This is a genomic window from Paenibacillus sp. 2KB_22 (assembly GCF_052115745.1).
Taxonomy (GTDB): domain Bacteria; phylum Bacillota; class Bacilli; order Paenibacillales; family Paenibacillaceae; genus Paenibacillus.
The window spans coordinates 16,979-41,839 of record NZ_JBFRHG010000002.1; the positions used below are offsets into that span (position 1 = coordinate 16,979).

At 44.5% G+C, this 24,861-nt stretch carries 21 protein-coding genes; 18 read left to right on the plus strand and 3 right to left on the minus strand.

Going from position 1 to position 24,861, the window contains the following annotated elements; translation table 11 throughout:
* Nucleotides 1–146 precede the first annotated feature (146 nt).
* Nucleotides 147–1,355 carry a sugar efflux transporter gene (locus AB4111_RS11045; protein ID WP_442031635.1) on the minus strand — a complete coding sequence of 403 codons (1,209 nt, stop codon included), beginning with the start codon at nt 1,353–1,355 and terminating at the stop codon, nt 147–149.
* A 329-nt stretch (nt 1,356–1,684) separates the two neighbouring features.
* On the opposite strand from AB4111_RS11045, the gene AB4111_RS11050 reads away from it, so the two are divergent.
* From AB4111_RS11050 to AB4111_RS11110, 13 genes are all read left to right on the plus strand, one after another.
* Nucleotides 1,685–3,496 carry a cache domain-containing sensor histidine kinase gene (locus AB4111_RS11050; RefSeq protein ID WP_442031636.1) on the plus strand — a complete coding sequence of 604 codons (1,812 nt, stop codon included), beginning with the start codon at nt 1,685–1,687 and terminating at the stop codon, nt 3,494–3,496.
* A gap of 7 nt (nt 3,497–3,503) precedes the next feature.
* Entirely contained in the window at nt 3,504–5,096 is a 1,593-nt protein-coding gene (locus tag AB4111_RS11055; protein WP_442031637.1) for a helix-turn-helix domain-containing protein, read from the plus strand.
* 149 nt (nt 5,097–5,245) lie between these two features.
* On the plus strand, nt 5,246–6,151 hold the full coding sequence (locus AB4111_RS11060; RefSeq protein WP_442031638.1) for an ABC transporter permease: 906 nt from the start codon (nt 5,246–5,248) through the stop codon (nt 6,149–6,151).
* Between the two features lie 2 nt (nt 6,152–6,153).
* The gene (locus AB4111_RS11065) at nt 6,154–7,023 is read left to right on the plus strand and encodes a carbohydrate ABC transporter permease (RefSeq protein WP_442031639.1); all 870 of its coding nucleotides are present in this window, start codon (nt 6,154–6,156) and stop codon (nt 7,021–7,023) included.
* A 63-nt stretch (nt 7,024–7,086) separates the two neighbouring features.
* A complete protein-coding gene (locus AB4111_RS11070) occupies nt 7,087–8,658 on the plus strand; it encodes an ABC transporter substrate-binding protein (protein ID WP_442031640.1) in 1,572 nt (523 codons plus the stop codon).
* 110 nt (nt 8,659–8,768) lie between these two features.
* Nucleotides 8,769–11,423, plus strand: a complete 2,655-nt coding sequence (locus AB4111_RS11075) for a glycosylhydrolase-like jelly roll fold domain-containing protein (RefSeq protein WP_442031641.1) — start codon at nt 8,769–8,771, stop codon at nt 11,421–11,423.
* A gap of 250 nt (nt 11,424–11,673) precedes the next feature.
* Nucleotides 11,674–11,862 (plus strand): Rrf2 family transcriptional regulator, encoded by a 189-nt coding sequence (locus AB4111_RS11080; RefSeq protein WP_442031642.1) that lies wholly within the window; start codon nt 11,674–11,676, stop codon nt 11,860–11,862.
* A 191-nt stretch (nt 11,863–12,053) separates the two neighbouring features.
* The gene (locus AB4111_RS11085) at nt 12,054–12,401 is read left to right on the plus strand and encodes a winged helix-turn-helix transcriptional regulator (RefSeq protein WP_442031643.1); all 348 of its coding nucleotides are present in this window, start codon (nt 12,054–12,056) and stop codon (nt 12,399–12,401) included.
* Nucleotides 12,402–12,685: 284 nt separating this feature from the next.
* Nucleotides 12,686–13,432, plus strand: a complete 747-nt coding sequence (locus tag AB4111_RS11090; protein WP_442031644.1) for an SDR family NAD(P)-dependent oxidoreductase — start codon at nt 12,686–12,688, stop codon at nt 13,430–13,432.
* 356 nt (nt 13,433–13,788) lie between these two features.
* Nucleotides 13,789–14,466, plus strand: coding sequence for a hypothetical protein (locus AB4111_RS11095; protein WP_442031645.1), 678 nt, complete (start codon nt 13,789–13,791; stop codon nt 14,464–14,466).
* Between the two features lie 338 nt (nt 14,467–14,804).
* A complete protein-coding gene (locus tag AB4111_RS11100; protein WP_442031646.1) occupies nt 14,805–15,692 on the plus strand; it encodes a hypothetical protein in 888 nt (295 codons plus the stop codon).
* Nucleotides 15,693–15,916: 224 nt separating this feature from the next.
* On the plus strand, nt 15,917–16,306 hold the full coding sequence (locus tag AB4111_RS11105; RefSeq protein WP_442031647.1) for a MerR family transcriptional regulator: 390 nt from the start codon (nt 15,917–15,919) through the stop codon (nt 16,304–16,306).
* Nucleotides 16,307–16,362: 56 nt separating this feature from the next.
* The gene (locus tag AB4111_RS11110; RefSeq protein ID WP_442031648.1) at nt 16,363–17,205 is read left to right on the plus strand and encodes an oxidoreductase; all 843 of its coding nucleotides are present in this window, start codon (nt 16,363–16,365) and stop codon (nt 17,203–17,205) included.
* 186 nt (nt 17,206–17,391) lie between these two features.
* On the opposite strand, the gene AB4111_RS11115 is transcribed toward AB4111_RS11110, so the two are convergent.
* Together AB4111_RS11115 and AB4111_RS11120 are read right to left on the minus strand one after the other, a co-directional pair.
* Nucleotides 17,392–17,922 (minus strand): flavin reductase family protein, encoded by a 531-nt coding sequence (locus AB4111_RS11115; RefSeq protein ID WP_442031649.1) that lies wholly within the window; start codon nt 17,920–17,922, stop codon nt 17,392–17,394.
* A gap of 205 nt (nt 17,923–18,127) precedes the next feature.
* Nucleotides 18,128–19,726, minus strand: coding sequence for a PucR family transcriptional regulator (locus AB4111_RS11120; RefSeq protein ID WP_442031650.1), 1,599 nt, complete (start codon nt 19,724–19,726; stop codon nt 18,128–18,130).
* Between the two features lie 273 nt (nt 19,727–19,999).
* On the opposite strand from AB4111_RS11120, the gene AB4111_RS11125 reads away from it, so the two are divergent.
* The 5 genes from AB4111_RS11125 to AB4111_RS11145 all read left to right on the plus strand — a co-directional run bounded on the left by AB4111_RS11125 (nt 20,000) and on the right by AB4111_RS11145 (nt 24,846).
* Nucleotides 20,000–20,797 carry an ABC transporter ATP-binding protein gene (locus AB4111_RS11125; protein ID WP_110822780.1) on the plus strand — a complete coding sequence of 266 codons (798 nt, stop codon included), beginning with the start codon at nt 20,000–20,002 and terminating at the stop codon, nt 20,795–20,797.
* A gap of 30 nt (nt 20,798–20,827) precedes the next feature.
* Nucleotides 20,828–21,706 (plus strand): ABC transporter permease, encoded by an 879-nt coding sequence (locus AB4111_RS11130; RefSeq protein WP_442031651.1) that lies wholly within the window; start codon nt 20,828–20,830, stop codon nt 21,704–21,706.
* Nucleotides 21,707–21,732: 26 nt separating this feature from the next.
* On the plus strand, nt 21,733–22,761 hold the full coding sequence (locus tag AB4111_RS11135) for an ABC transporter substrate-binding protein (protein WP_442031652.1): 1,029 nt from the start codon (nt 21,733–21,735) through the stop codon (nt 22,759–22,761).
* Nucleotides 22,762–22,824: 63 nt separating this feature from the next.
* Nucleotides 22,825–23,637: a cysteine hydrolase family protein gene (locus AB4111_RS11140; RefSeq protein WP_442031653.1), complete on the plus strand. Its 813-nt coding sequence runs from the start codon at nt 22,825–22,827 to the stop codon at nt 23,635–23,637.
* A gap of 21 nt (nt 23,638–23,658) precedes the next feature.
* Nucleotides 23,659–24,846 carry an amidase gene (locus AB4111_RS11145; protein WP_442031654.1) on the plus strand — a complete coding sequence of 396 codons (1,188 nt, stop codon included), beginning with the start codon at nt 23,659–23,661 and terminating at the stop codon, nt 24,844–24,846.
* Nucleotides 24,847–24,861 lie beyond the last annotated feature (15 nt).

Below are 24,861 nucleotides of genomic sequence, written 5' to 3' on the forward strand. Positions count from 1 at the left end.
AAAGAAACCGACCTTGATCCTGTTTTATGCAGGACCAAGGTCGGTTTCTTTTGTAGGGAGTGCTTCAAGCATAATGCCGTGCCCAATGTTAATTACCCATACGTAGAAAAACTTAAAAACTAAATTATCCCGTTGAATCGACGTAGTTAAGTTGAAATTTGCGTTTCATCTACAGGCTTTCGTCCACTTACCACAAGCATAATTACAGCAACAATGATAAGTATAAAGCAGAAGATAAATGAATATCGGTAACCCACAATGCTGGCTACTCCACCACCAACAAGACTACCAAGCAGTCTACCGATTGTGGATGAATTCGAATAGAGTGTGGAAGCATATCCCGGCATACTAGGCAGCAGGTCCTGAATGTAGCTAATTCCAATCGCAGAAATGACGGCGACAAAAACAGCGAGCAAAATTTGTGCTGCAAGCATTTGCCACATCTCGTTCGAGATAAGTATAACGAAATAATAAGCTCCTCCAAAAATAGCCCCGCAAAACACCAAGATTCGGTTACTATACTTTGCACTAAGTAGACCGAGTACAATCATAAAGGGAATTTCCAGCGCAGCACATATACTGCTGATTAAACCGACATGACTTGTCGTACCCCCAAGATTGTTTGTAATAAAGAGAGCCGTGTTAATGCTGCTCATCCAATGAGCCGTATACATGAGTATCAGAATGAGAAAAGGAATTAAAATATCCCGGTTTTGAGTCAGTCGGAAACTTTTTATATTCGCTTCAGCATTATTGCTCTTCATTTCTGTGTTTGATTGGAGAAACAGGAAAACAAGCAGAGCAACGAGTAGGAAAGCTCCGATCGTTCCCAGAAAAACCCCCTTAAATCCAATAGCAGCGAGTAATAAAGTGCCGATTAAAGGACCTGTAATAAAGCCGAGAGAGAAAGCAGAACGCAAGGTAGAATTAGCAAACGCACGCTCCGTAAAATGACTCTTTATCACTGCTTCTCTAGAAATAGCGAACAACTGGGGCATTCCTGGTGCACCAAGGGCAGTAAACACGGTCATGTAAATGAACAAAATCGGAAAATCTTGAATAAACAAGTATCCACTAAAGGCCAGAACATTAGAGAGAGTAGAGAAAAGATAAACGCTCTTCCGATTCAAGCCGAGGTCAGAACGTCTCCCGATTAGCGTACTGATCCATATTCCTGCAATTAGTGTAACGGCTAGATAAAGACCAAACATTCCAATAGATACGCCAAGCTGTTCCGTGAAATAAATAGATAAAAAGGGGGTACTGAGTGAAATGCCCATTCCCTGTAATGCCATACACATAAAGAGTAAAGTATACGAAGGAATGGAAAATAAGCTGATGAATCGATTGATCATAGTGTAAAATTACTCCTCAGAATTTGTGTTGTGTAATTACCATACATGACCTTGCTTTATCTCGTCTAATTGTATTTTACTGGAAAATGATTTACATCCATTTGGGGGTTGTCCACTTCGCTATCAACAGGTTGTTTTTAAGGAATTACATAGTCATTTTTAAGACAGTACAAGTAGAGCATGATTCAAGGACCCCTTCTGCTGTAAACTATGCTTGAAACGAGCAAAAATCCCTTTACAAGATAGGGGTAGGGGCGTTAAAGTTAACGCAATTATGGACGAACAGTAGTTTCTAAAAGATAAGATGAGCACCAAAGGAAGGGATGCCCATGATAAAAAAGTTGAGGTTTCAAAACAAATTGATGTTGAGTTACCTGCTGGCCTGCATCATTCCGCTAATAATTGTAAGCGTATTCATTTTTCATCAGTCGGCCAAAGGGCTGGAAGAATCCTCACAGGAATTTGCCTCCTTGTACACATCCCAGATCAAGTCCTCTTTGAATGAATTTATCAAGGAATATGACAAGATTACGAAGTCAGTATTGGTCGAAAACGAATTGATCTACAGGCTCGGAGAAGGGTCAAATATACCCATGAACGAGGAGGTAAATCAGCGGGTGGCCGTACAACAGCTTCTCATGAGGGTGTCATTGCTCAAATCCGAAATTGGCACCGTAATGCTGGTCAGCCGCGATAACAGCGTGTACCAATACACAACTACGACCAGCAGAGTTGATGAGAGCAGACTATTATCCCAGGATTGGTACAATCAGCTCCGCAATTCGGATCAGACCTTTTTTATTAGCGGTCTGCACGATCGTTCCTATTACGAGGATAAGGGCGCAGGAGCCGTTGTGACGGTGGGAAGAGTGCTGTTTAATTCGAAAGGAGCATATGCCGGCATGCTTCTAATCGATCTAGATCCTTTTACGCTGCTTCAGCTTGAGCATGAGTTCCTGCAAGCTCGTGATAAATATGGCATTAGCGTGATTATAAGCAATGATCGTAGAGAGATTGTTTATCATTCCGAAGCTGCCAGTGGCCGGATCACATGGGAGCAGGTGCTCCATTCAGGGTTTGATCTCACGGGAGACAGCGGAAATGAAGATCGGATTATTTTATCCGAGCATACGGCTCAAGAGGAATTATTCATCAAAACAGAGATCCCCCGTTCCAAATTGCTGCAGAGAATCAATCAGATGAAAGGGCTAACGATGATCGTCATCATAGCAAGCTGTCTGATTATCTTTCTGATCTCGCTGTGGCTCAGTTATACAATTACAAGACCTATCAAGGCACTTCGAAGAAGCATGAAGCAGGCAGAGGTAGGTCAATATCTTCCCATAGAGAAAGAACAGACCAGTGATGAAATTGGGAGCCTGGTATACAGTTACAACAAAATGATTGTCACGATCAAAACGTTAATAGAAGAGGTATACGTGGCAGAAATCAAGCAGCGGCAAGCCAAGTTCCTCGCCCTTCAAAATCAGATTAACCCCCATATGCTGTACAATACCTTGGAATCGATTCGGATGAAGGCATTGGTAAAAGATGACGAGGATACGGCAGGCATGATTAAAATTTTGGCTCGAATGTTCCGCTTAACGCTTGGGAAAGAAGGAAGGCATCATTCTATTAAGCATGAACTGGAGTATACAGCTAACTATCTGCAACTTCAGAACATCCGATTCGATGACATGTTTGAATTGAATGTTAACATACCGGAAGAAATACTGGAGTGCAGCATTATACCGTTGGTATTTCAGCCTATAGTGGAAAATAGCATCAACCATGGTTTTGCTGGCTACAGCCAGGCATTATGTATCAATATCGAGGGGAGCTGGACGGAAAATGGAGAGGTTCTGATCCGAATTTCGGACAACGGTACCGGAATGTCTGCGGAGAAATTGGCGGAACTGGATCTGTTCCTGGAACAGGCGGCTTCAAACAGACACAGCCTGGGAAATCACGATGATGTGGGAGAGAACGGTCTGGGCCTGACCAATATCACAGAACGAATTAAACTCCAATATGGAGATGCTTATTACGTTAAGGTTTTATCTGATGTCAACATTGGAACGACTATTGAAATTCGGATTCCTGGGATAAGCATATCTGAGCATTTGAGTGCCAATGCATAGAAGGAAGGTGAGAGAGTTGAAACTGATCTTGGTAGATGATGAAAAAGGGATAGTGGAAGGACTCAAAAAGATGATTGATCGCTATATTCCGGAATGTGAAGTGATTGGAACAGCTTACAATGGGCATGAAGGGTTTGAGCTGATTCAAAAATGGCAGCCAGACATCGTTATTACCGATATTCGAATGCCGCAGGCGGGTGGACTAGAAATGATTCAACTGCTCAAAGCGGTCGACATTCAGAGCAAATTCATATTACTAAGCGGTTATGCGGACTTTGAGTATGCCCAGAAAGGCATGAAGCTGGGTGTAAATTTTTACATCAACAAGCCGGTTGAGGAACAGGAATTGCGTGACTGTGTTTGTCAGGTCATGGATACAATTCGCATAGAGCGAAGCAAAGTCCAGGAAATGGATGCATTAAAACTTGCCTCGTATCAGCGCTTTCAGGAAGATGGCTTGAGAGATATTCTGGATATGGGCAATGACGATACTGAAATTGCAGAGGAGCTGCTAAGGATCGGATGTACGCCTGAGGAGGGTGCTCAATTTGCCTGTATGCTCATTGAAATCCGTAGTAAGGCAGATGGTCTGAGAGAACTTGGCTTTGACGCTGTATTTAGACAGATTGATCTGGTCTTCAGTCAATACAGTGGTGTATATCGTTTTCGTTACACTGGTGCACAAATTGCGGTGATCGTGATGCACGGTGCAGCTTTGGAGAGCAGAGATATGGGTAACACGGCACAGCGCCTTCATGAGGTCCTGTTCAGACAACTGAACGTCTCCAGCGTAATTGGGATTGGGAGCGTGCAAAATCGGCCTAGTGGTATCAGCCAATCCTTTGAAGAAGCACGAAATGCACTCAGTTATCAAGTCATTAAGGGCGCAGAACCTGTCATTTCGTTTACCCAGATCATGAGTCTCACAGGGAAAAACGAGCTGGTGACAGAAGAGATAATCGGGGACCTGGAGGCTGCCATCGACAACATGGATGAGAGAGAAAGTGTGGTTATTATCCACCGGATCTTCAAAAGAATAGAAGCTGAACCCAATTTCAGTCCGGTAGATCTCCAGCAGCAATGCTTGAACTTGCTTTTGCTGAGCATTCGAAAGATATCCTTTCAGCAGCTTCAGCAGAACACTTTGCTAAGCCGTCAGCTGTTATCTTTGGAGGGGATTTCACGGTTTAAGACGCTGGCGTCTTTGGAGCAATGGATGGTAGAAGTCATTGGTGGAATTATTGCATTTATGTTGGAACATCGTGCCCTCAAGAAAAAGGATATGATCTCAGAGATCAAGAAATATGTCACAGATCATTATGATGAGTCTCTTAGTTTGGCCGAATTAGCTGCTCGCTTTTACATGAATCCATATTACCTCAGCCAATATTTCAAACAAAAGACAGGTGAAACGTATTTGAATTTTTTGACCCACATACGGATTAGCAGAGCAAAGGAAATGCTTGAGCAGACAGACATGAAAGTATATGAAATCTGCCATAAGGTAGGTTATTCAGATGCGCAGCATTTTGCACGTATGTTCGAAAAATGGACTGGATTCAAACCACGGGAATATCGAAAAAGTCTTGCAGAGCAATGAAAATAAAGGGTGCCACTTCATAGCGAAGTGGCATCTTTTTTCTTAAAAAACACTTATTTTAACTTAAAAATGCCTAATTGAGAGAGGATTATTCTGGCTGTATAGTTATCTTGTAAGCGGATTCATCAGAGAATATTGGGGGGGATACATTGAAAGTGTTTGCGTTTCATCGATTGAAAGTGTACTGGCCACTATACGTGATGGCTATTCCAGGCATCGTTTTTCTCATTGTGTTTAAATTTATCCCGTTGGGTGGTGCGGTCATCGCCTTCAAGGATTACTCGGTATTTCAAGGGTTCGATGATAGTCCGTGGGTAGGGCTCAAACATTTTAAGACCTTATTCGACCATCCCGATTTTGCAAGAGTATTTGGAAATACCCTGATGCTCGGATTCCTCAAACTTGTATTGGTTTTTCCGTTCCCCGTACTGCTGGCACTCATGATAAACGAGATTCGCAAATCGGCGTTAAAAAAAGGAATTCAAACGGCGCTTTATATCCCGCATTTTTTATCCTGGGTTATCGTAGGCGGAATCCTGTTCGATTTCTTTTCTTTAAGCGGATTGTTCAATATTGTTATCGGCTGGTTCGGTCTGGAGCCTGTGCTGGCCATGCAAGAGAGTGACTATTTCAGACCCATCTATGCTATCTCGTCCATCTGGAGAGACGCCGGGTGGGGGACTGTGGTGTACATGGCTGCTATTAGCGCAATCGACCCTCAACTGTACGAATCGGCAATGATCGATGGTGCATCAAAACTAAGACAAGTTCGCCATATTACATTCCCACTCCTGTTACCAACCGTACTTGTACTTTTTCTGCTGGAGATCGGAAACTTCCTGGATCTCGGATTTGATCAGGTATTCAATCTGCTCACTCCGATGACGTACAGTGTGGGGGACATTTTGGATACGTATGTGTTCCGAACCGGTATACAGCAAGCACAGTACAGTTTCGCGACAGCAGTTGGGCTATTTCAGTCGGTGATTGGCTTTATCCTGGTATTTGTATTTAATAAACTGTCCAAAAAAGTGTCGGATGGGGGGCTTTGGTAAAAATGGTTGAATCAAAAAGAGAACGAGCATTGGTTACCGGAGTTACCATTTTTCTCATCCTGTTTTCCATAGCGGCCATTATACCGCTTATATCGGTAATCTCAACCTCATTTAGTTCCAAAAGCGTTGTGGACATGAATCTGGTGACACTGTGGCCAAAGGAATTTACGCTAGATTCATGGAAGTACATCATTGATCGTCCGGATCTGTGGAGATCCTTCTTTCTGACAGTAGGTACGACCGTGATTGGAACGATATTAGCTCTACTAATGACAGCCTTGTTCGCGTATCCACTGTCCAAGTCAGAGTTCCGATGGGGCTCCGTGATTATGGTATGCGTTGTGATTGCAATGATCTTCAAAGCGCCGATCGTTCCGTATTTCCTGACGGTCCGCAGCATTGGACTCTATGATAATCCACTGGTCCTGATCTTGCCTCATATCCTGAATCCCTTTAATTTGATCATCATGAGAACCTTCTTCAAACAATTTCCCAAAGAGCTGGAGGAAGCGGCCTTTCTTGAGGGCTGTGGGTATTTCCGAATGCTGTTCCATTTCGTTCTTCCCTTATCCAAAGCTGTAATGGCAACCCTTGCCTTATTCTATGGTGTGGTGTTATGGAATCAATTTCAGCATCCACTATTTTTTCTGCAAGATACCAATTGGTTTCCGCTGCAGATCAAGATCAGGCAGTTTATCACCGACGATAGCGTTATGATGGCAGGTACTGCTTCAACGGTGAACCTGAATTACAATGAGCGGACACTGAGAGCAGCAACCGTTATTTTTGCGATCATTCCGATCATCATTGTGTATCCCTTCCTGCAAAAGTATTTTGTCAAAGGGGCCATGCTCGGCTCTGTGAAGGGCTGATCTCGATCTTATCAATGAATAGCGAGAACGTACAAAATAACAGTGATTGAAGGGGGATTAGCTATGATTCTGAAAAAGATGAGTTTACTTATGGCCGCAGGTGTTCTTGCGATAAGTACAATTGCCGGCTGCAATTCAAGCTCTACAGGTGATTCTTCCAGTTCTGGCCAAACATCTGCCAATGAGGATGGAACGGTAGATATCGAAGTATGGGGAACGAACATCGGTTATAAAGCAATTACCAAGGGCAGCAAGTTATATGAGTTTTATAAGGAAAAGCTTGGCGTGGGTGTAATTCATCCGTATGTGGAATGGAACGGAGGCACTAACTATCTCAACCAACTAAACCTGAAAATCGCCGCCAATGAAATGCCAGACTTGTTCATCCCTCAGCAGGGCATTGAAGACAGCTTGGCTAAAAATGGTGCCATTGCCGATCTGACCGACCTGCTGCCCAAATATGCGCCGAATGTATGGGAAGCCATCCCGCAGGAGATGTGGGATGTAGTCAAGGCGAACGATCCTACGGGTCAGGGAAAAATCTACTACATTCCCGGTGTTGTGGAGTACGGAAGATACGCTGGCATGATCCGTCAGGATTGGCTCGATAAGCTCGGTCTGACGATGCCGAAGACTCAGGACGAATACGTTAAGGTGCTTGAAGCATTTCGGGATAAGGACCCTAACGGCAACGGCCAGAAGGATGAGCTTCCTACAGGCGGCAGGGAGCAGGCTAGGTGGATGGATCACTTGTTTGCCATGTACGGGGTAGCGATGTTCGAAGGCTATCCGGAGTGGGATATATACAACGGAGAGTTGACTTATTCCGCAGTGACTCCGAATATGAGGGCAGCTCTGGAATTCGCGGCCAAGCTGTATAAGGAAGGCTTAATCGACAAGGAGTCACTTTTGAACACGAAGGATAAGTGGGATGGCAAAATTCAATCTGACAAGGTAGGGAACTATTTTCACTGGGTTGAGCATGGCAATTTGATTCTGGAAAATTTGAAGAAGAACACAGGCGTGAAGGCTAACTTTACGGTGCTCCCTGTACCAGAAGTCGAAGGATATGAAGGTTTTTACACAATGAAGAGATTTGCACCTCCGCAGTGGGTCATCAAGAACAATAAGGATGAGAACAAGCTGATGGCCACCTTGAAGCTGCTGAACAATATATATGACAAAAAGAACTGGAAGGATCTGTTCCTGGGCGTGGAAGGCATGCACTATGAGTTGAAGGATGGCAAAGCTGTTAAACTTCCCGATGACAAGAGCAGTCAGGAAAATCAACTTTTGAATCCATATTCGACTTTGGCAACACTTGATTTCACGATCGGTCTCTTTAACAGTACATCATCAAAAGACAGTAAATGGGCAATCGATCAGGTTACACGGAATATGAAGGAAGCTCAGAAATATGCAAAAGTCATTGCTGGTGACGGTATGCCAGCCAGTGTATACGACAGTTTCCCTGATATTAATAATCGTACACTGTACGTGGAATACGCTACCAAAATCATTTTGGGACAATATCCGATTGAGAAGTTTGATGAGTTTGTAGATAAGTGGAACACATCAGGCGGGGAAGAAGTGACTAAGCGCGCAAGAGAGTGGTATGCCAAGGTGCAGAAATAATGAATTAACTATAGTATTCGCCCGCTATCGGTTGAAGGCGGGCGAATTTTAATATCTTCCGTCTTGCCGGAAACCTAAGAATTCAATTTCGAGCTATACAGGAGGGAATCATGACGAATCGATTAATAGACGTGCTCAAGGGTCAAGAACACAATTATATCCTCCCATTCCTATGGCAGCATGGAGAGGAGGAGCGGGTGATCCGGGAAGAAATGGCCCGTGTAGATGAAGCAGGCATCGGTGCTGTGTGTATTGAAGCCCGACCGCATCCTGATTTTTTGGGACCGAAGTGGTGGACAGACATGGACATTATTATGGATGAAGCCCGTAAGCGTGGGATGAAAGTGTGGCTACTTGATGACGATCATTTTCCAACGGGGCACGCAGCAGGTAAGATAAAGGAAGCTCCGGAAGAGCTTCACCGATTGTTTCTGGGTGAACGTTATATCGACACTTTGGGTCCAGCAGAAGGTGCTTCTTTTTTGCTAGATACTTTACTGATGACCGGGCTTCGGCCTACAATATCGTTCCCTCAACATGCGAATGGGAAAAACAAACTGGTATCCGCTGTTGCAGTCCGCCGAGATTCATCCAATGGGGCATTACTCGGCGACTGCGTCGACATCACTGAATATGTTCAGAACGGTGTTCTATATTGGGACATTCCCGAAGGATACTGGCGCATATTTATTATTTCTGCCAATAAAGAGGGCGGTAGCAAGGCACAGGAAGATTACCTGAACCCGCTGGATCAGGCTTCGGTACGCATTCTGATCGATACGGTTCATGAGGCGGTCTATCAACGATATCAGGCAGATTTCGGTAAGACATTTGCTGGCTTCTTTTCGGACGAACCTGGATTCTACAATGATCCAACGACATTCGACTTCAATTCAAAACCCGGTAAACCAGGGGTGTCGCTTCCCTGGAGCCTTGAAATGCCAGGTTTGCTAGAGCAGGCCCTCGGCGAGGATTATCGCAAGGAGCTTTACCTTCTCTGGCAAGAAGGGGAGGAACGGTCCGACATCTTGCGTTACACTTATATGAATATCGTGAGCAAGCTCTACGCGGATAACTTTTGCAATAAAATCGGGGCCTGGTGCCGAGCCCGCGGAGTTGAATATATCGGACATGTGCTCGAAGACAACAATGTTCATGCAAGGCTTGGCTCCGGTGCAGGACACTTTTTCCGCTCACTCTGGGGACAGGATATGTCGGGTCTTGATGTGGTGTTATGGCAGATTGTGCCTGGTTTCGATGAATTGAGTTTCCGAACTACGTCGGGAGAGACGGACAGTTTGTTCTTCCATTATGGCTTAGCTAAGCTGGCAGTATCACTTGGACACATTGATCCGAAAAAACAAGGTCGGACCATGTGCGAATTATACGGAGCATATGGCTGGACGGAAGGTTTAAAGCTGATGAAATGGCTTACCGACCATATGCTGGTGCGCGGGGTTAACTACTTCGTCCCGCATGCTTTTACACAAAAGTCCTTCCTAGATCCGGATTGTCCTCCGCATATGTATGCAGGCGGTAAGAATCCGCAGTATCGATACTATAAACATTTAAATCAATATATGAACCGGATTAGCCACCTAATTTCAGGTGGGAGGCACGTGGCGACAGCAGGCGTTGTTTATCACGCTGAAGCCGAATGGTCAGGGGGAGCCATGTATTTTCAGGAGCCCGTCAAAGAATTAATGCAGCATCAAATTGACTGCGATATTCTTCCAATCGACGTTCTTCTGGACGGAGCCAGCGTGATGGATGGCCGACTGCAAGTGCATCTTGAGGATTACGCATGCCTGATCCTACCTTATTCGGATGCTCTTCCTGCGTTGTTTCTGCAGCGTTTAATACAGTTTGCTGAACAGGGATTGGTCATTTATTTTGTTGACGCACTACCAACACGTTCCAGCGAAGGCATTGGGGTTGCTGGAGAACTCTCCTGTCTTTTCAATCATAAGAACGTTAAGCATGTAGCGCTGAACAAGTTGTCTCAGGAACTCATTAACAACGGGTATTACGATATTCATGTTCATAACCCTGAACCTTATCTGCGGTATTATCACTATGTTCATCCTGATTTGGATGTGTTTATGTTTTTCAATGAGAGTCCGCATAAAACGATATCTACAGAGGTTGCTTTACCGGTAAAAGGCGATATCTACGCCTATGATGCTTTCCTGAATCGCCTGAGACGTTTGAATGCTTCGGACAATGATCCGAATTCGGTGCTGCTGACTCTATGTCCATATGAATCCATTATGCTGCTGCTCGGAAGTAACCTTGAAGGTTATGCTGAAAAACCAGTGGATATAGAGTTCACAAACGCAATAGAATTAAAAAATGCTTGGGCCGTTTCCACATCAGAAGCAATACATTATCCTCGTTTTGTTGAATGGGGCCAATTAGGCGATCTAATGAATATGAGTTCGCCTGACTATCTACCATATTTTTCGGGTACGTTTCGTTATGAAACACAATTTGAATGGTTCGAATCCGTTAACCAAGCAATTTTAGATCTGGGTCAGGTTTTTGAAACGGCAGAGGTGTGGTTAAACGGTGAACATATAGGCGTGCGAATTTGTCCGCCTTATCGATTTGAAATCAATGGGGAGTTAAAAAGCGGGGAAAATAAACTAATAATCGAAGTTACTAATACGTTGGTAAAAGAACAACAAGATTTCTTGTCCTCCTTTGCGCAACAGGAGCCAAGTGGACTCCTGGGTCCAATTCGGATAAGCAGTACAGGTCAATGAAAGAAATGCTTAAATAAAGTCAAAGAGGGGCAACGAAACGGGATCACTTTGCCTTGATCAGCCGCGTATCACATCTTGTCAGATAACAAACTTTTAATTTTCATGCATCTTGAAGAGGGGACCATCTTGATGCCAAATATATTGGCTTAAAGATAGTCTCTTTTTTGGATTATTGAAAAATTAGTTATTCATTCTAAGGCAAGAACTTTAGTATCATTGCTGAAAAGGTTAAGAACATGGACGTTTTTCAATGACTATTCATATTCTTTCATTGATTGCTATTAATGATGCAGAATTAACGGGTGATCAAATTGCCCTAAGTGTAAATACAAACCCTGTTATCATACGTAGAATCATAAGAATGTTAAAAAAATCAAAAATTATTGATGTACGTGCGGGGGTTGGAGGCACATATTTACTTCAACCACCGGAGAATTAAGGAAGCTGTCGAGGTTATCCTTCAGGATATGACCAGCTACTGTATGATCTGAATATTTAACTGTTTTAGAACTGTTCTTAAGCACCAACAAATGCTATCATGAATTATAGTATTAATTAATAGTGTACATGCTTTTTAATTATATAGTAGCTATAAAGTAATAAATAGAACCGGGGGCTGTTATTACTAATATGAAAACATATTATTGTGACCTTGAGGTTACGTTGGACATTATCGGAGGGAAGTGGAAGGCGCTTGTTTTGTATTATTTGATTAAAGGTCCAAAGCGCACGAGCGAGTTGAAGAGATTGATACCAAGTATTACTCAAAAAATGCTTATTCAAACACTTCGAGACCTGGAAACGAGTGGACTGATACATAGAAAAGTGTATAATCAAGTCCCTCCGAAAGTCGAATATTCAACTACTGAACTTGGTCAATCTCTTGAATCTATTTTGAAAAATCTTTGCAACTGGGGTGGAAAATATGCAGAGGAAACATTCGCACAGGATGAGTTCCAAATTTTGCATACGGATTAAAAATAGTATAAAACGAAAACCCCAGGGATATCATGCTTGGGGTTTTCGTTTATATAAATGGCTATAGAAGAGATTTAGCCCAACAACCTTACAATTGTTTCCTTTTAGTTACTATATAACAAAAAAGTAAGTACTTCTTTTTTAGATATGTTTGATACATAATGTCACTTGTACGGTGGAATTACATCTTACACGAGTAAAATCACTGCGTTGTTATGGTTTGGTTACTATAGCGGCGGTACTAATATAGGCCATACGGCCTCAAGAGGGAGAGGACAGAAATCATGGGGAATTTCAATGGTAAGGTCGTGGTCGTCACTGGAGGGACAAGCGGTATCGGACTTGCTACGGCACAGCGTTTTGTGGAGGAAGGGGCGCATGTCTTCATAACTGGACGCAGACAAAACGAGCTGGACACAGCGGTGAAATTGATTGGGGAACGGGTCACTGGCGTTCAAGGTGACATATCTAATCTAAACGATCTGGACAAACTATTTGAAACGGTGAGACAGGAGAAAGGGCATCTGGACATTCTTTTCGCTAATGCCGGACTTGGCAGCATCCTGCCCTTGGGCCATATTACAGAAGAGCAATACCAGATTACATTCGATGTAAACGTAAAGGGTACTCTGTTCACCATCCAGAAGGCTCTGCCGCTATTTCCGGACCAGACTGGTTCCATCATTCTTACGGGTTCAACGGCATCTACGATCGGCGATGCAGGGTTTAGCGTGTACGGAGGAACCAAAGCAGCGCTCCGCCAGATGACGAGAAACTGGGTTACGGACTTAAAGGGGACCGGAATAAGAATTAATGTACTGAGCCCAGGAATGATCCATACGCCGGCTTACGATGATTTGTTTGGAGAGGCGTTGGATCAAGTCCTTGAATCCGCTAAGGATACCGTTCCATTGAGCCGCCTTGGTAAAGCAGAGGAGATCGCCAGTGCAGTGATGTTCCTTGCATCGGAGGAAAGCAGCTATGTCAACGGCATCGAACTATTCGTAGATGGTGGAATGGCACAAATCTAAGCATTCGTTAAAGGCCGCTGATTAAGCGGCCTTTTTATTTGAATATAGGTATGGAGGAACAGAAAATAAAAAGAATACCAGTAGCCATTTTTATGTTATTGATCATAGTTTTAAGTGGCTGTACATCTGGACCGGCAGATGAAGTTACAAAGGAACATTGAAATTCCTGGGGGCAGGATGACGGAACCATTAGATGGACTTATTGTTCTCCTGTGATACAATATATTCCAGAAATATCTTCGTGGGTTAATGAAAAGCGCTGATGAACTAATAAGAGACCAACACAAAAAAGTGGTAGTTTTATGGATATGCAATAGTCGCCGAATGGAACTTGGTACAAAAAGGAGACAGGACACATGCTAGAAGAACAGGAAATATTCGCGGGCGAAGGATATAACAGGTCGTACGCAATTGCTACGGGTATGCCGATTTTGAATCTTAGGGGTAGCATACCGCGTGAAGGTAACTGCCAACTACCGTTTCCGTGGGTGACCACGGGCATCAGGATTGATAAAGAACAGATGTTGGAAACCGTTATGAAGCAAAAGACACTCGAGTATTTGTTTAATATGCAATTCAGTAAGGAGGAGATGACCGACCGCAATTTGGTTGTAGGCTGTTATGAATATAGGAATCCGAATGACAAGGAACAAATATTGCTATATGCGCTGGTTTCGTTGAAGGAATTTCTCGCGAGATACGGCAATGAACGGGCATCGGAGATTCTGATGCGAGTTGGCTGCACATACGAGAAGATTATGGAGGAATGCGATGAAGCCATTGAAGAACACTTTGCAGTGTTGCGCCGGTCACTTCATTTAAAGAATTTGAGGGACCAATATGATGTCGTTTACGAGTGGAGTGAAGAGGAAGGGGTAAAGACGTACATAATCAGATACACCAAATCGAGTTATACGAAGATTAAAGCTAAATCATTCGAAGAGTTGACCAAACTTTATGATGTGCAACGGAAGAAGGATGCAAAGAAGACGTTTGCGATTCTGGAACCGTTAGAATCATTTATGCAAGCTTAAATAATCGCCCCTTTACGGGGCGGTTATTTAACATTTCATCGAAAAAAGATTCGAGGAATATCCAGCGATAGAGAGGATTCTTGACAGTCGCATCGGAAATTGCTGACTCGTAGTGGTTTTTTTGTTTGTATAATGATGTATTTACTTAGCATTTGAATGAATTCATCACGGTGAAAGGCGTTTAAATCTGAAAGTTTCGATGTCATTGAACATTCCATAACGGTCTAGTAGCACTTACGACCAAAGTCCAAGGTAAGGCTCGGTCTTAAGCCGTTTCTCAGCTTCCCTCAACTATATGTAAAATATTTATAACAAATAATCAATGAGGTGGGAAAACAATGGGTGTTGTGGAAGCGGAGAATATGGATACACCAAACAGGTCACTTAAGTATTTTGAAGGAGAGAGGTGGCTAGTACTTACTGGTCTGCTCGGTTTTTTACTTGCAGGGGTTTGTGCAGTATGGGTTTTGTTTAACGGAGGAAATGTGGCTCCAGACGGTAGTGTCTCTGATGCATTTTCTTTTAACGCTGCGATGGGAATATTCCTACTGTCAACGGCGGCTATCGCACCATTTTCAGCACTCAGCGTGAAAGGCAGGTCATTCTTCCGAAGGTCATATATTCTACTTGCCCTCTATTCCTATTTTGCTGAAACCGTACAAAATTTTCGAGGGGTGGATCCAAGGTTTGTGAAGAGTGGTGTTCCCTTTGACAACATTATCGGTTTTATTTTTACTGCTGTAGCTCTGTTACTGGTCCTATGCTACCTGTTTTTAGCTGTTCAATTTTTTCGCAAAAAAGCATATATACTTCGCCCAACACTGGTGACAGGTATCCGATATGCAATGATCGCAGTCATGTTTTCGTTTATCGCTGGTATTTGGATTTCCGTAAACAATGGCCGTATTGTCGGTGATCAGGGGAATATAATTGTTCTACACGGCATTGGCTTTCACGCGCTGCAAGCTATACCGGTAGTCGCTTGGCTATCTGAACGCATTACATCAGCAATAAAAACTCCAAGAATATGGACTCATGTGGCAGGTATTAGCTATTTACTCGGTTTACTCGCACTCGGCTGGCAGACCTATCTTGGCCGCGACCTCTTCGAATGGTCTCTCCTCTCGGTTTTTGTCTTCAGCTGTTTTTTTATCTCATTACTAACAGGGGTGCAAGTACTGTATAAAGCTTTGTCGGGTAGGTCTAAAGCCAAAATATGGGTTTAAATGCAATGCCCGCATCGATGAAGGGGCTCCTTCAGACTGATTATACAAGAGAGGGAAACGTTAGTTGAAAATCAGCATGGAGTAGTTGCCAATTGGTAGCTGCTCTTCTTTGGTTAAGCTAACGGGCAGGTTAGCGTTATGTCTAGCATGATAAAGAAATATTGACTAACTACTTCATATGTATTATCTTAAATCCAACTTTAACAAAAAAGGGGTTTCCTCTAATGTATAGTATCAACGAGCTTGTAAAAATAACCGGAATACCAGCATCTACGCTTCGCTATTATGAACAAGTGGGGATTCTTCCCGAAGTGAAAAGAAACGTCAATGGGCGAAGAGAATATAATGAGAAAGTACTCGAGTGGCTTGAACTCGTGGTGGCATTAAAAGACACAGGGATGACGATAGAAGAAATAAAATCGTATACAGAGCTTATCCTACAAGGGGATGACACGTTGGATGTCAGAAGAGATTTTTTAACTGAACACAAAAAAAATGTAGAGATCACCTTGGCTAAAAAACAGTATCATCTTGAAAAAATTATTCGTAAGATAGCTGTTTATGACGTGTTGCTATATAAGAAAAGAGAAAGCTCCGGTGATTTGCTTATTTGACTTAAAGTATACTTGAAGATGTAAGGTAGAGATATCATCTAAAAGGAGTGATTAGAATGTCTCTAGAAAAAAAAGTTTGGTTTATTACGGGCTGCTCTACTGGATTTGGCCGCCAAATAGCGGTACAAGCAATTGAAGCTGGTTATAAGGTAGTCGTGACTGCTCGTAGAGTCGAGCAGATTCAAGATATCGTATCAGGACATGAAGAGAACACGCTTGCGTTGCCATTGGATGTAACTAACGATGATCAAATTAAAGATGCAGTTCAGCAAACCATTGACAAATTCGGCCGTATCGATGTTCTAGTGAACAATGCTGGGATTGGATACTTTAGTTCAGTGGAAGAAAGCCTAGAAGAAGAGACACGCCGAATGTTCGAAATTAACTTCTGGGGGCTTATGCATATGACCAATGCTGTTCTCCCGCATATGAGAGCTCAGAAGTCCGGTCATATCATTAATTTCTCCTCTATCGGTGGTTTAACTTCATTTCCAACACTAGGTTACTATCATGCAACCAAATATGCAGTTGAAGGGATATCAGAAAGCTTGGCGAAAGAACTGACTCCATTTAACATTGCAGTAACATTAATTGAACCAAGCGGTTTCCGAACGGATTGGGGCGGCAGATCGTCCGTTAAGACGGATACTCAAATTTCTGAATTGAAGGATTCGTTTGTAGGACAGATGCTGCAAGGTGTTCAGCAGAATGGTGGACAAGAGTCAGGCGATCCAGTGAAAGCAGCGGCAGCTGTAATCAAGGTAGTTGAGACACCAAGCCCACCACTTCGTTTACTTCTTGGTAAAGCTGCATATCAAGCAGCAACACATAAATTCACAGGTATGCTTTCAGACATAGAAGAATGGAAAGAAATCACGCTCAACGCTGATTTTGAATAACAATCAAAAGACCGTCTCTTAAAGGGACGAAAGTAGAATTATCTACAGTTATGAGAAAAACTCGCAGGAGCCTGTATTTACAGCATACAGACTATAGGAACAGGGTAGGTCACTCTCCGGTTAGAATGGTGCATAAACGGGCTTCTGCGAGTTTATTTGTACTATAGAATGATGAAGGGGCCTTCTTTATTGAAAACGATACTTTACATAATCTTTCTGCTCCGAGCTAGCATTAAAAGTAGCATAGATGGAACGTCCTAAATAAAGTGGGACTTCTAACTTGTTCATATCTGGCATAGTCCATCCATCAATTTCTATGAATTTATCTTCATCTTTGTAAATCGTCTTGATTTCTCCTGCTACAAACTCATGGCTTCCATAATTTCTTGAATCTATTACCTTGCACTCATAAGCAAAATAAGCTTCTTTTAAAATCGGAACGTTAAGGTTTATACCATGATCATACTCAATGTTATACTCCGAGAATTTATCCATCTCTCTGCCACTTCTAGTTCCTACAATCTGAATTAGTTCAGCATAGTCTGCCGGAACAAAATTGATACCAAAATTACCACTGTTCATAATCAAATCGTATGAAAAGGCTTCTTTTCGTAACGAGACACCATAGATTAAAGGAGCATAACCTATCGTTGTATGAAAGCCAGCAGCCATTATATTATGTTTATCTTCATGCTTAGATGTTACAAGGACAACCATACCAGGGTAAGCATGCCCTGATACGTAATCAATTGGTCATGCGGATTAGATTGTTATCTAAATATTATCATGACAGAACTAATGTTAAGGTCCTCAGGGTTCACCATGTGATTGTTAACCCCGGAGTGTGGCGGGAAAAAGCACATTAATATAAGACTTTGCCGTTTAAAAACATTTGGAATTAAGTATATACCCTAGACCTTTTTTAAATTTGTCTCTCTGGAGACATTAAATGCCTAAACATCAGTCCCAGCTTTAAGAGCAGCAGATGATCGGTATTCTTCAAATCCAGGTTCAGCAGCCCCGAAATTTTCTCCAGCCTGTACAGCACTGTGTTGCGATGGATATATAGCTCACGTGCAGTTTCATTCACTTGGCCGTTGTTGGCGAAATAGGCTTCAAGTGTGTGCATCATCTCGCTGGTGTATTCCTCTTCTTTGTCCAGCAGTGGACGGAATAAATAAGAGCAATACCTGACCATGACCTCCTGTGGAATATGCTTGAAGAGATAAATAAATTCCAGGTCAGCAAACATGACAACCGGTTCGCTTAAACCAAGCTCCGTACTGATTCTCTCAGCATCCCCGCACTCCCGGAAGCCATCGATGAACTCCTCCATTCCCGTTCTTACTTTACTGATAAAACATGTCCTTGTTCCGTGGTCCCATGAATGCATCAAATCCGCATACAAACGTACCGAATCCTCATACTTCCTTCGATCCTTGGCCTCTACTTCTAGAAGGGGGAAGAGTGAATATATGCGGTTCATCACATAAAAATGATGGGATTCCAAGGAGGACGTTTTGGGATGATCCTGAAGCCTATTCTGAATCTCCCTCAGTTTGCGCCTCTGACTTTCATGGTCCCAGGCATCTGCTCTTGAGGAAGATACCATGCATACGTAGGGCGTGCTCCAAAATGTGCTTCCCAATGCTTCGGCAAATTCGAGCACCGTTTTCAGAGAGGCGTTCCCCTTTAAGTAACGTTCCATGACCGTGCCAAGACGACTGCCTGCTGCAGTTGCCTCCTGATTCTGGATGACCTCCAGATGATAGGAAAGAATAACGGCGGCTTGGTGAAAAATGCCCTCCATTTCATGTGCTTCGAGCAGGTTTTCAGTTTGTATCAGCAAGTAGCCGTATGACTTTCCGTTTTTCAGCAGGGGGACACGATACAACAGGTTGCTCGCCGACTTGTAAAACCGATTGTCCTGATTCCAGGGCCAATCGCTCAACAGCTCCATATCGGAACAGCGGGTCATATTATACAAGGTCTGTCCTTCAGAGGTAACAATGGCTAAAGGAACCCCTAAAATGCTTGTGATACTTTGAAAATAATTGGTGTACTCATCCGCCTGCATCGCAAAATCAACCAGCTTCTTCTGCGTTTCAAGCAATTCATTCAGCCGGCGGGTATCGCGTTGAAACTCGGATTGGTAGAGAGCGGTGATCTGCTCGGAGAAGGTGAATTGGAAAGGCAGCTCAATTAGGGGCAAGCCCAGCCGATCGGCTTCCAGCAGGGCAATCTCTGGTATCTCCGCCCAGTATCGACCAAGCTTGATGCCAAGTCCGGAGGCCCCACGTTCATTCAGCTTTTGCAGCAAATTAACAAATTCCTCGGGTGAATCCCTAATCGCATACGCTGTAGTCAACAAGAGTTCCCCTTCTTTCATCCAGTTGATCACATCCGGAGCATCCATCAAATTGATGGAGCTAATCGTTCGAGAAATTCCTTTTTTACCGGCTGCCAACTTCCCTTCCGATAACGGGTACACCGCCAACGCATCTTCTATCGTTAATTGCATGTCAATCCATCCTCCTAAACGATACATATCTGAATCAGGTACCGGACATCACGTAACTTTTTAAGCAATTATATAGGGTCTTGTCGAATTTCTGCAATCCCTTTTGTTACATATATGTCATATAAGTTAACCCAAAACATCAATTGTTCTGTTTTTGAACCAACGTAAAGCGTATGCCGTTAGATAAAAAACCAAAATTGTGTCAGTAATATTTACACGTGTATTTTTTGGCTATATGATAGGACACAACTTCAAAGAGAAGAGGGGATTCAGATGCAGCTCACCCAAAATCAACAGGCAGCGGCCCAAAAGGACAGTCGTTCCATGCTTGTAATCGATGATGTCGGCAAAATCTACCCCAATGGCACTGTAGCTGTGCAGCATGCGAATCTGCATGTGGGGGAAGGAGAATTTCTATGTTTTGTCGGTCCTTCCGGTTGCGGGAAATCTACCATTTTCAATATGATTGCCGGTTTGACGGAACCGACCTCCGGTCATCTGACCGTGCTGGGTACTTCTCCAAAGGAAGCACGTAAACAGAATGAAATTGCCTTTGTATTTCAGGAGCATACCCTCCTCCCGTGGGCCAAGCTGATTGATAATGTCACCATGCCTCTTACTTTGCGTGGCGTATCCAAAAAGGAGCGGATTACCGAAGGGGAGCGGGTTCTAGAGCTGGTAGGCCTGAAGGATTATATGAAGGTGCTGCCCCGTGAGTTGTCAGGCGGAATGAAGATGAGAGTATCTATTGCACGAGCGTTGATATCTCGTCCCAAGTTGCTGTTAATGGATGAACCATTTGGCGCCCTTGATGAAATTACCAGGCAGACGCTGCAGAATGAACTGCTAAATATTTGGGAACAGGACAAGAAGATGTCGGTTCTGTTCATTACGCATAACGTGTTTGAAAGTGTGTTTCTATCGACAAAAGTCGTGGTGATGACGCCTCGTCCCGGTAAAATTTCGGATTTCATTGATATTCCGTTTGCCTATCCAAGGGATGATGAATTCCGGACGCAACCTGAATTCGGTGAATATGTACGCAGCGTGTCCAATGTACTGAATCATTGATAGCCAGAAATGAGAGGAGAGGGAAGCAACATGGAAGAGATGGTAGCTAATCCAGCCGTTGAAACGACACCAGGTATCCGAGCTTCTGGGAAGGACAATGCCCGCAGCCATCATCCGGCAGAAGAGAGCCCAATCATTGGACTGCTGAAAAAAATTCTGCCGCCAATAGTCGTGTTTGTCCTGTTTATCGGTGGATGGGAATTAATCGTGCGGATACTGGGAACGCCCCCATATATCTTGCCCAAGCCATCCGATATTGCCGCAGCCGCTGCTGAGAACAGCGCGAATCTGATTACGTCGGTAAGCACAACCATTGTGGAGGCGTTGATCGGTTTTACGATCAGTGTAGTGCTCGGTATTTCATTGGCCATTCTACTGGCCCTGTCCAAAACAGTGGAAAAAAGCGTATATCCCTACGCTATTATCCTACAGACTATTCCGGTCGTTGCGGTAGCGCCAATCATAGTGATCTGGTTCGGAGCGGGAATAAATGCCATTGTGATCATTTCATTCTTAATCAGCTTTTTCCCGATTTTATCGAATACGCTGATCGGATTGAATTCAACGGATCAGAACATGAAGAATTTATTCTATTTGTATAATGCAAGCAAGCTGCAAACCATTTGGAGGCTGAGATTTCCGGCGGCACTTCCGTACATTATGGCAGGACTGAAAATTTCATGCTCCAGTTCGGTTGTCGGAGCGATCGTGGGTGAATACATTGCAGGCATTGGCGGCGGACAAGGCGGACTCGGTTACGGGATTACCGTTGCGGCAACCCGCCTGCAAACGCCTTATCTGTTCGCCTGCGGTTTAGCGGCATCCGCCCTAGGAATCGCATTTTTCCTGATCATCAACATGGTATCGAACAAACTTTTGAAGTCCTGGCATGAATCAGCAATGAAATGATACCAGAACCGGGGGAGAGATCCAACATGTCCACACATCATATGAACCTTCGTTACAAGAAATGGCTGCTGTCGGCTGCTTCTTTGATCCTACTGCTTCTAAGCGCATGCTCCAATTCCTCCGCTCTAGAATCCTCTGCCTCGGCGGGAGGAGAAGCCGGAACAGATTTGAAGCAGGTGAAACTGATCGAGGGCTGGTACGCCAAAGGGGAAGATGGAGGCTATTTTGCGGCATTGCAGCAGAACTATTATAAGGACAAGGGGATCGACATGACGATTCAGCCTGGAGGCCCCGAGGTGTCAACCATGCAGCTTGTCGCTGCAGGCAAAGCTGAATTCGGTATCTCTTATGCGGATGAAATTTTGAAGGCGCGGGAACAGGGAATTCCTGTTGTCGGTATCCTTGCCGGTTTTCAAAGCACACCGCAGGTTCTGATGTACCACAAGGGGGAGAACATTCAGGATTTCACAGACCTGAACGGCAAAACCGTATACATCGGTACAGCGGTGCCTTACTGGGAATATATCAAGAGCCAATACAATCTGACAGATGTAAAAGAAATGAAGTATAACGGGCAGCTGGTCAATTTTATCAATGACCCCAGTTCGCTCAATCAGGGTTACATCACGAATGAGCCTTACGCACTTTCTCAGCAGGGGGTTGAGGTGGAATATCTGAAAATCGCCGATTCCGGTTATGCGAACTATGCAGACGTTCTTTTCACGACGGAAGATTACCTTAAAGAACACCCTGATATTGTTGAAGCTGTGGTGCAGGCAAGTCAGAAAGGTTGGAGCTATTATCTAGACAACTATGAAAAGGTAAACCCGTTAATTCAAACCTACAATCCCGATATGACGGTAGAAGCAATGAATTATGAGGCAGTGCAGGAAAAACCCTTTATTCTTAACAAGGATTCCGAAGCAAATGGTATTGGTTACATGACAAAGGAACGCTGGAGCACCCTGCAGGATCAGATGATCAAGGGCGGAGGATTAACGAAGGCACTAGATGTTACCCAGGCGTTTACAACGGAGTATCTGATGAAGCCATAAACTTGAACCATAAGTATTTGAAGCTTCAAATCAGAAATTTCAGAAAAAATGAGGGGACTTAATATGTTCAAACTTGGAAATCGAAAGAGCTATTGGCAAGTGTCCGAAACGCTGGTGGATCTAAGGCGAACGCAAAAGTACGGCAAGTCAGTAACCCTCCCTGCACAGCCGCAGGAAGTCATATTTGATCTCGAGCATACGGCAGTTATTGTCATCGATATGCAGAATGATTTCTGTACACCGGGTGGATGGCTGGATTCCATTGGGGTCGATACCTCTCCGCTCCTTAATCCGGTCAGCCGGCTGAACCGACTGATGCCCGAGCTGCGCAAAGCGGGAGTGCCTGTGATATGGGTGAACTGGGGCAATCGGGAAGACCGAATGAACGTGCCGCCATCCGTGCTTCATGTTTACAATTCGGATGGGCGAGGCAACGGCATCGGTGACCCGCTGCCGGGGAACGGCTCCAAGGTGCTGGAGAAAGGCAGTTGGGGAACGGCAATTGTCGATGGTCTGGATTCGTCCCCCGATGATATCTATGTGGATAAATATCGCATGAGCGGGTTTTGGGATACACCACTGGACAGTATTCTACGCAATCTCAATATTCAAACGGTGTTGTTTGCCGGAGTAAATCTCGATCAGTGTGTCATGCATACTCTGCAGGATGCGGCTTGTCTCGGATATGACGGCATACTTCTGGAGGATTGCTCGGCAACAAGCTCCCCGGATTTCTGCATAGAAGCGACATTGTACAACATCAAGCAATGTTATGGCTTCGTTACGGATTCCACCTGGTTGGTACAAGAGCTGAGCGGGGCAGCGAATCCTATAGAGAGAAATACCTCAGAAGAGCTGGCATCGTTAGAAGGCTGAGCGGAAGGATGGGATGAAGCAATGAAGGACCAATGGAACGCCACTGTCAACCAGGTAATCGTTGAACCGACCGGTCAGGGTAGGCTGAACGGACTCAGCTTTATGGTCAAGGATGTGTTTGCCGTCCGTGGCAATACAAATGGCGCAGGTAATCCGTGTTGGCTCCAGACGCATGGGCCGGCGACCGAACACGCGGAAACGCTCAACCTGCTATTGCAGCAAGGAGCTCGACTAACGGGGATGACGCATACGGATGAGCTGATGTTCAGCTTGAATGGTGAAAATGTTCATTATGGAACACCAGTGAATCCAAGGGCTCCCGATCGCATCCCTGGCGGTTCATCGAGCGGATCGGCGGTTGCTGTCGCCGCTGGGCTTGCTGACTTCTCCCTTGGAACGGATACGGGAGGATCGGTCCGTGTTCCATCTTCGTACTGTGGAATTTATGGAATGCGTCCATCGCATGGCATTGTCTCCGCGAAAGGCGTTATCCCACTCGCTCCCAGCTTCGACACCGTCGGCTGGATGGCACGTGATCTCGAGACGCTGTGCCGGGTAGGAGAAGTGCTTTTGCCGCAGACAGACTCGGGTACAGGCTTCAGCCGGGTGCTCATCGGTGAGGATGCGTGGGAGCTTGCTGATACGGAGAGCAAAGAGGCGCTTACCCCTTACCTGAAGTTGCTGTGCAGCATGGTTGCGAGCCATGAAACTGTTCGCATCGCCCCGCAGGGTCTACCTGAATGGATGACCAAGTTCAGGACGATCCAGGGTTATGAAATATGGCAGGAGCACGGGGCGTGGATTGAACGTGAGCAGCCGACCTTCGGACCAGATACGGCCGGGCGATTCTCCTGGGCATCCACCGTTGAACGTGATGATCAGGAGAAGGCAGCAAAAAGCCGGATTGAGGTGTGCAAGCACATGGCTGACCTGCTCAGAACGGATACGGTGCTTGTGATTCCGACGACGACTGGAGCGGCCCCGAAGCTAGGGTTGGGCGGGCCTTTAATTGAAGAACGAAGAGTGAAAACGATGCGTTTAACCTGCATTTCCGGCTTGTCGGGTCTGCCGCAGCTTACGATTCCGGCTGCGGAGGTACTGGGCTGCCCGGTCGGTATTTCGATCATTGCCGGTCCGGGACAGGATCAACGTTTGCTGGAATGGGCCACATCCTTTCTTTCAGCAGTACATTCCGAAGTAAAAGGATAAGAGCATCATTTTCGA

Bases quoted from the DNA above. Each gene is read 5' to 3' on its own strand.
- AB4111_RS11045 (WP_442031635.1), bottom strand. From the start codon at position 1,355: ATGATCAATCGATTCATCAGCTTATTTTCCATTCCTTCGTATACTTTA.
- AB4111_RS11050 (WP_442031636.1), top strand. From the start codon at position 1,685: ATGATAAAAAAGTTGAGGTTTCAAAACAAATTGATGTTGAGTTACCTG.
- AB4111_RS11065 (WP_442031639.1), top strand. From the start codon at position 6,154: ATGGTTGAATCAAAAAGAGAACGAGCATTGGTTACCGGAGTTACCATT.
- AB4111_RS11070 (WP_442031640.1), top strand. From the start codon at position 7,087: ATGATTCTGAAAAAGATGAGTTTACTTATGGCCGCAGGTGTTCTTGCG.
- AB4111_RS11075 (WP_442031641.1), top strand. From the start codon at position 8,769: ATGACGAATCGATTAATAGACGTGCTCAAGGGTCAAGAACACAATTAT.
- AB4111_RS11080 (WP_442031642.1), top strand. From the start codon at position 11,674: ATGACTATTCATATTCTTTCATTGATTGCTATTAATGATGCAGAATTA.
- AB4111_RS11085 (WP_442031643.1), top strand. From the start codon at position 12,054: ATGAAAACATATTATTGTGACCTTGAGGTTACGTTGGACATTATCGGA.
- AB4111_RS11090 (WP_442031644.1), top strand. From the start codon at position 12,686: ATGGGGAATTTCAATGGTAAGGTCGTGGTCGTCACTGGAGGGACAAGC.
- AB4111_RS11095 (WP_442031645.1), top strand. From the start codon at position 13,789: ATGCTAGAAGAACAGGAAATATTCGCGGGCGAAGGATATAACAGGTCG.
- AB4111_RS11100 (WP_442031646.1), top strand. From the start codon at position 14,805: ATGGGTGTTGTGGAAGCGGAGAATATGGATACACCAAACAGGTCACTT.
- AB4111_RS11105 (WP_442031647.1), top strand. From the start codon at position 15,917: ATGTATAGTATCAACGAGCTTGTAAAAATAACCGGAATACCAGCATCT.
- AB4111_RS11110 (WP_442031648.1), top strand. From the start codon at position 16,363: ATGTCTCTAGAAAAAAAAGTTTGGTTTATTACGGGCTGCTCTACTGGA.
- AB4111_RS11115 (WP_442031649.1), bottom strand. From the start codon at position 17,922: ATGGTTGTCCTTGTAACATCTAAGCATGAAGATAAACATAATATAATG.
- AB4111_RS11120 (WP_442031650.1), bottom strand. From the start codon at position 19,726: ATGCAATTAACGATAGAAGATGCGTTGGCGGTGTACCCGTTATCGGAA.
- AB4111_RS11125 (WP_110822780.1), top strand. From the start codon at position 20,000: ATGCAGCTCACCCAAAATCAACAGGCAGCGGCCCAAAAGGACAGTCGT.
- AB4111_RS11130 (WP_442031651.1), top strand. From the start codon at position 20,828: ATGGAAGAGATGGTAGCTAATCCAGCCGTTGAAACGACACCAGGTATC.
- AB4111_RS11135 (WP_442031652.1), top strand. From the start codon at position 21,733: ATGTCCACACATCATATGAACCTTCGTTACAAGAAATGGCTGCTGTCG.
- AB4111_RS11140 (WP_442031653.1), top strand. From the start codon at position 22,825: ATGTTCAAACTTGGAAATCGAAAGAGCTATTGGCAAGTGTCCGAAACG.
- AB4111_RS11145 (WP_442031654.1), top strand. From the start codon at position 23,659: ATGAAGGACCAATGGAACGCCACTGTCAACCAGGTAATCGTTGAACCG.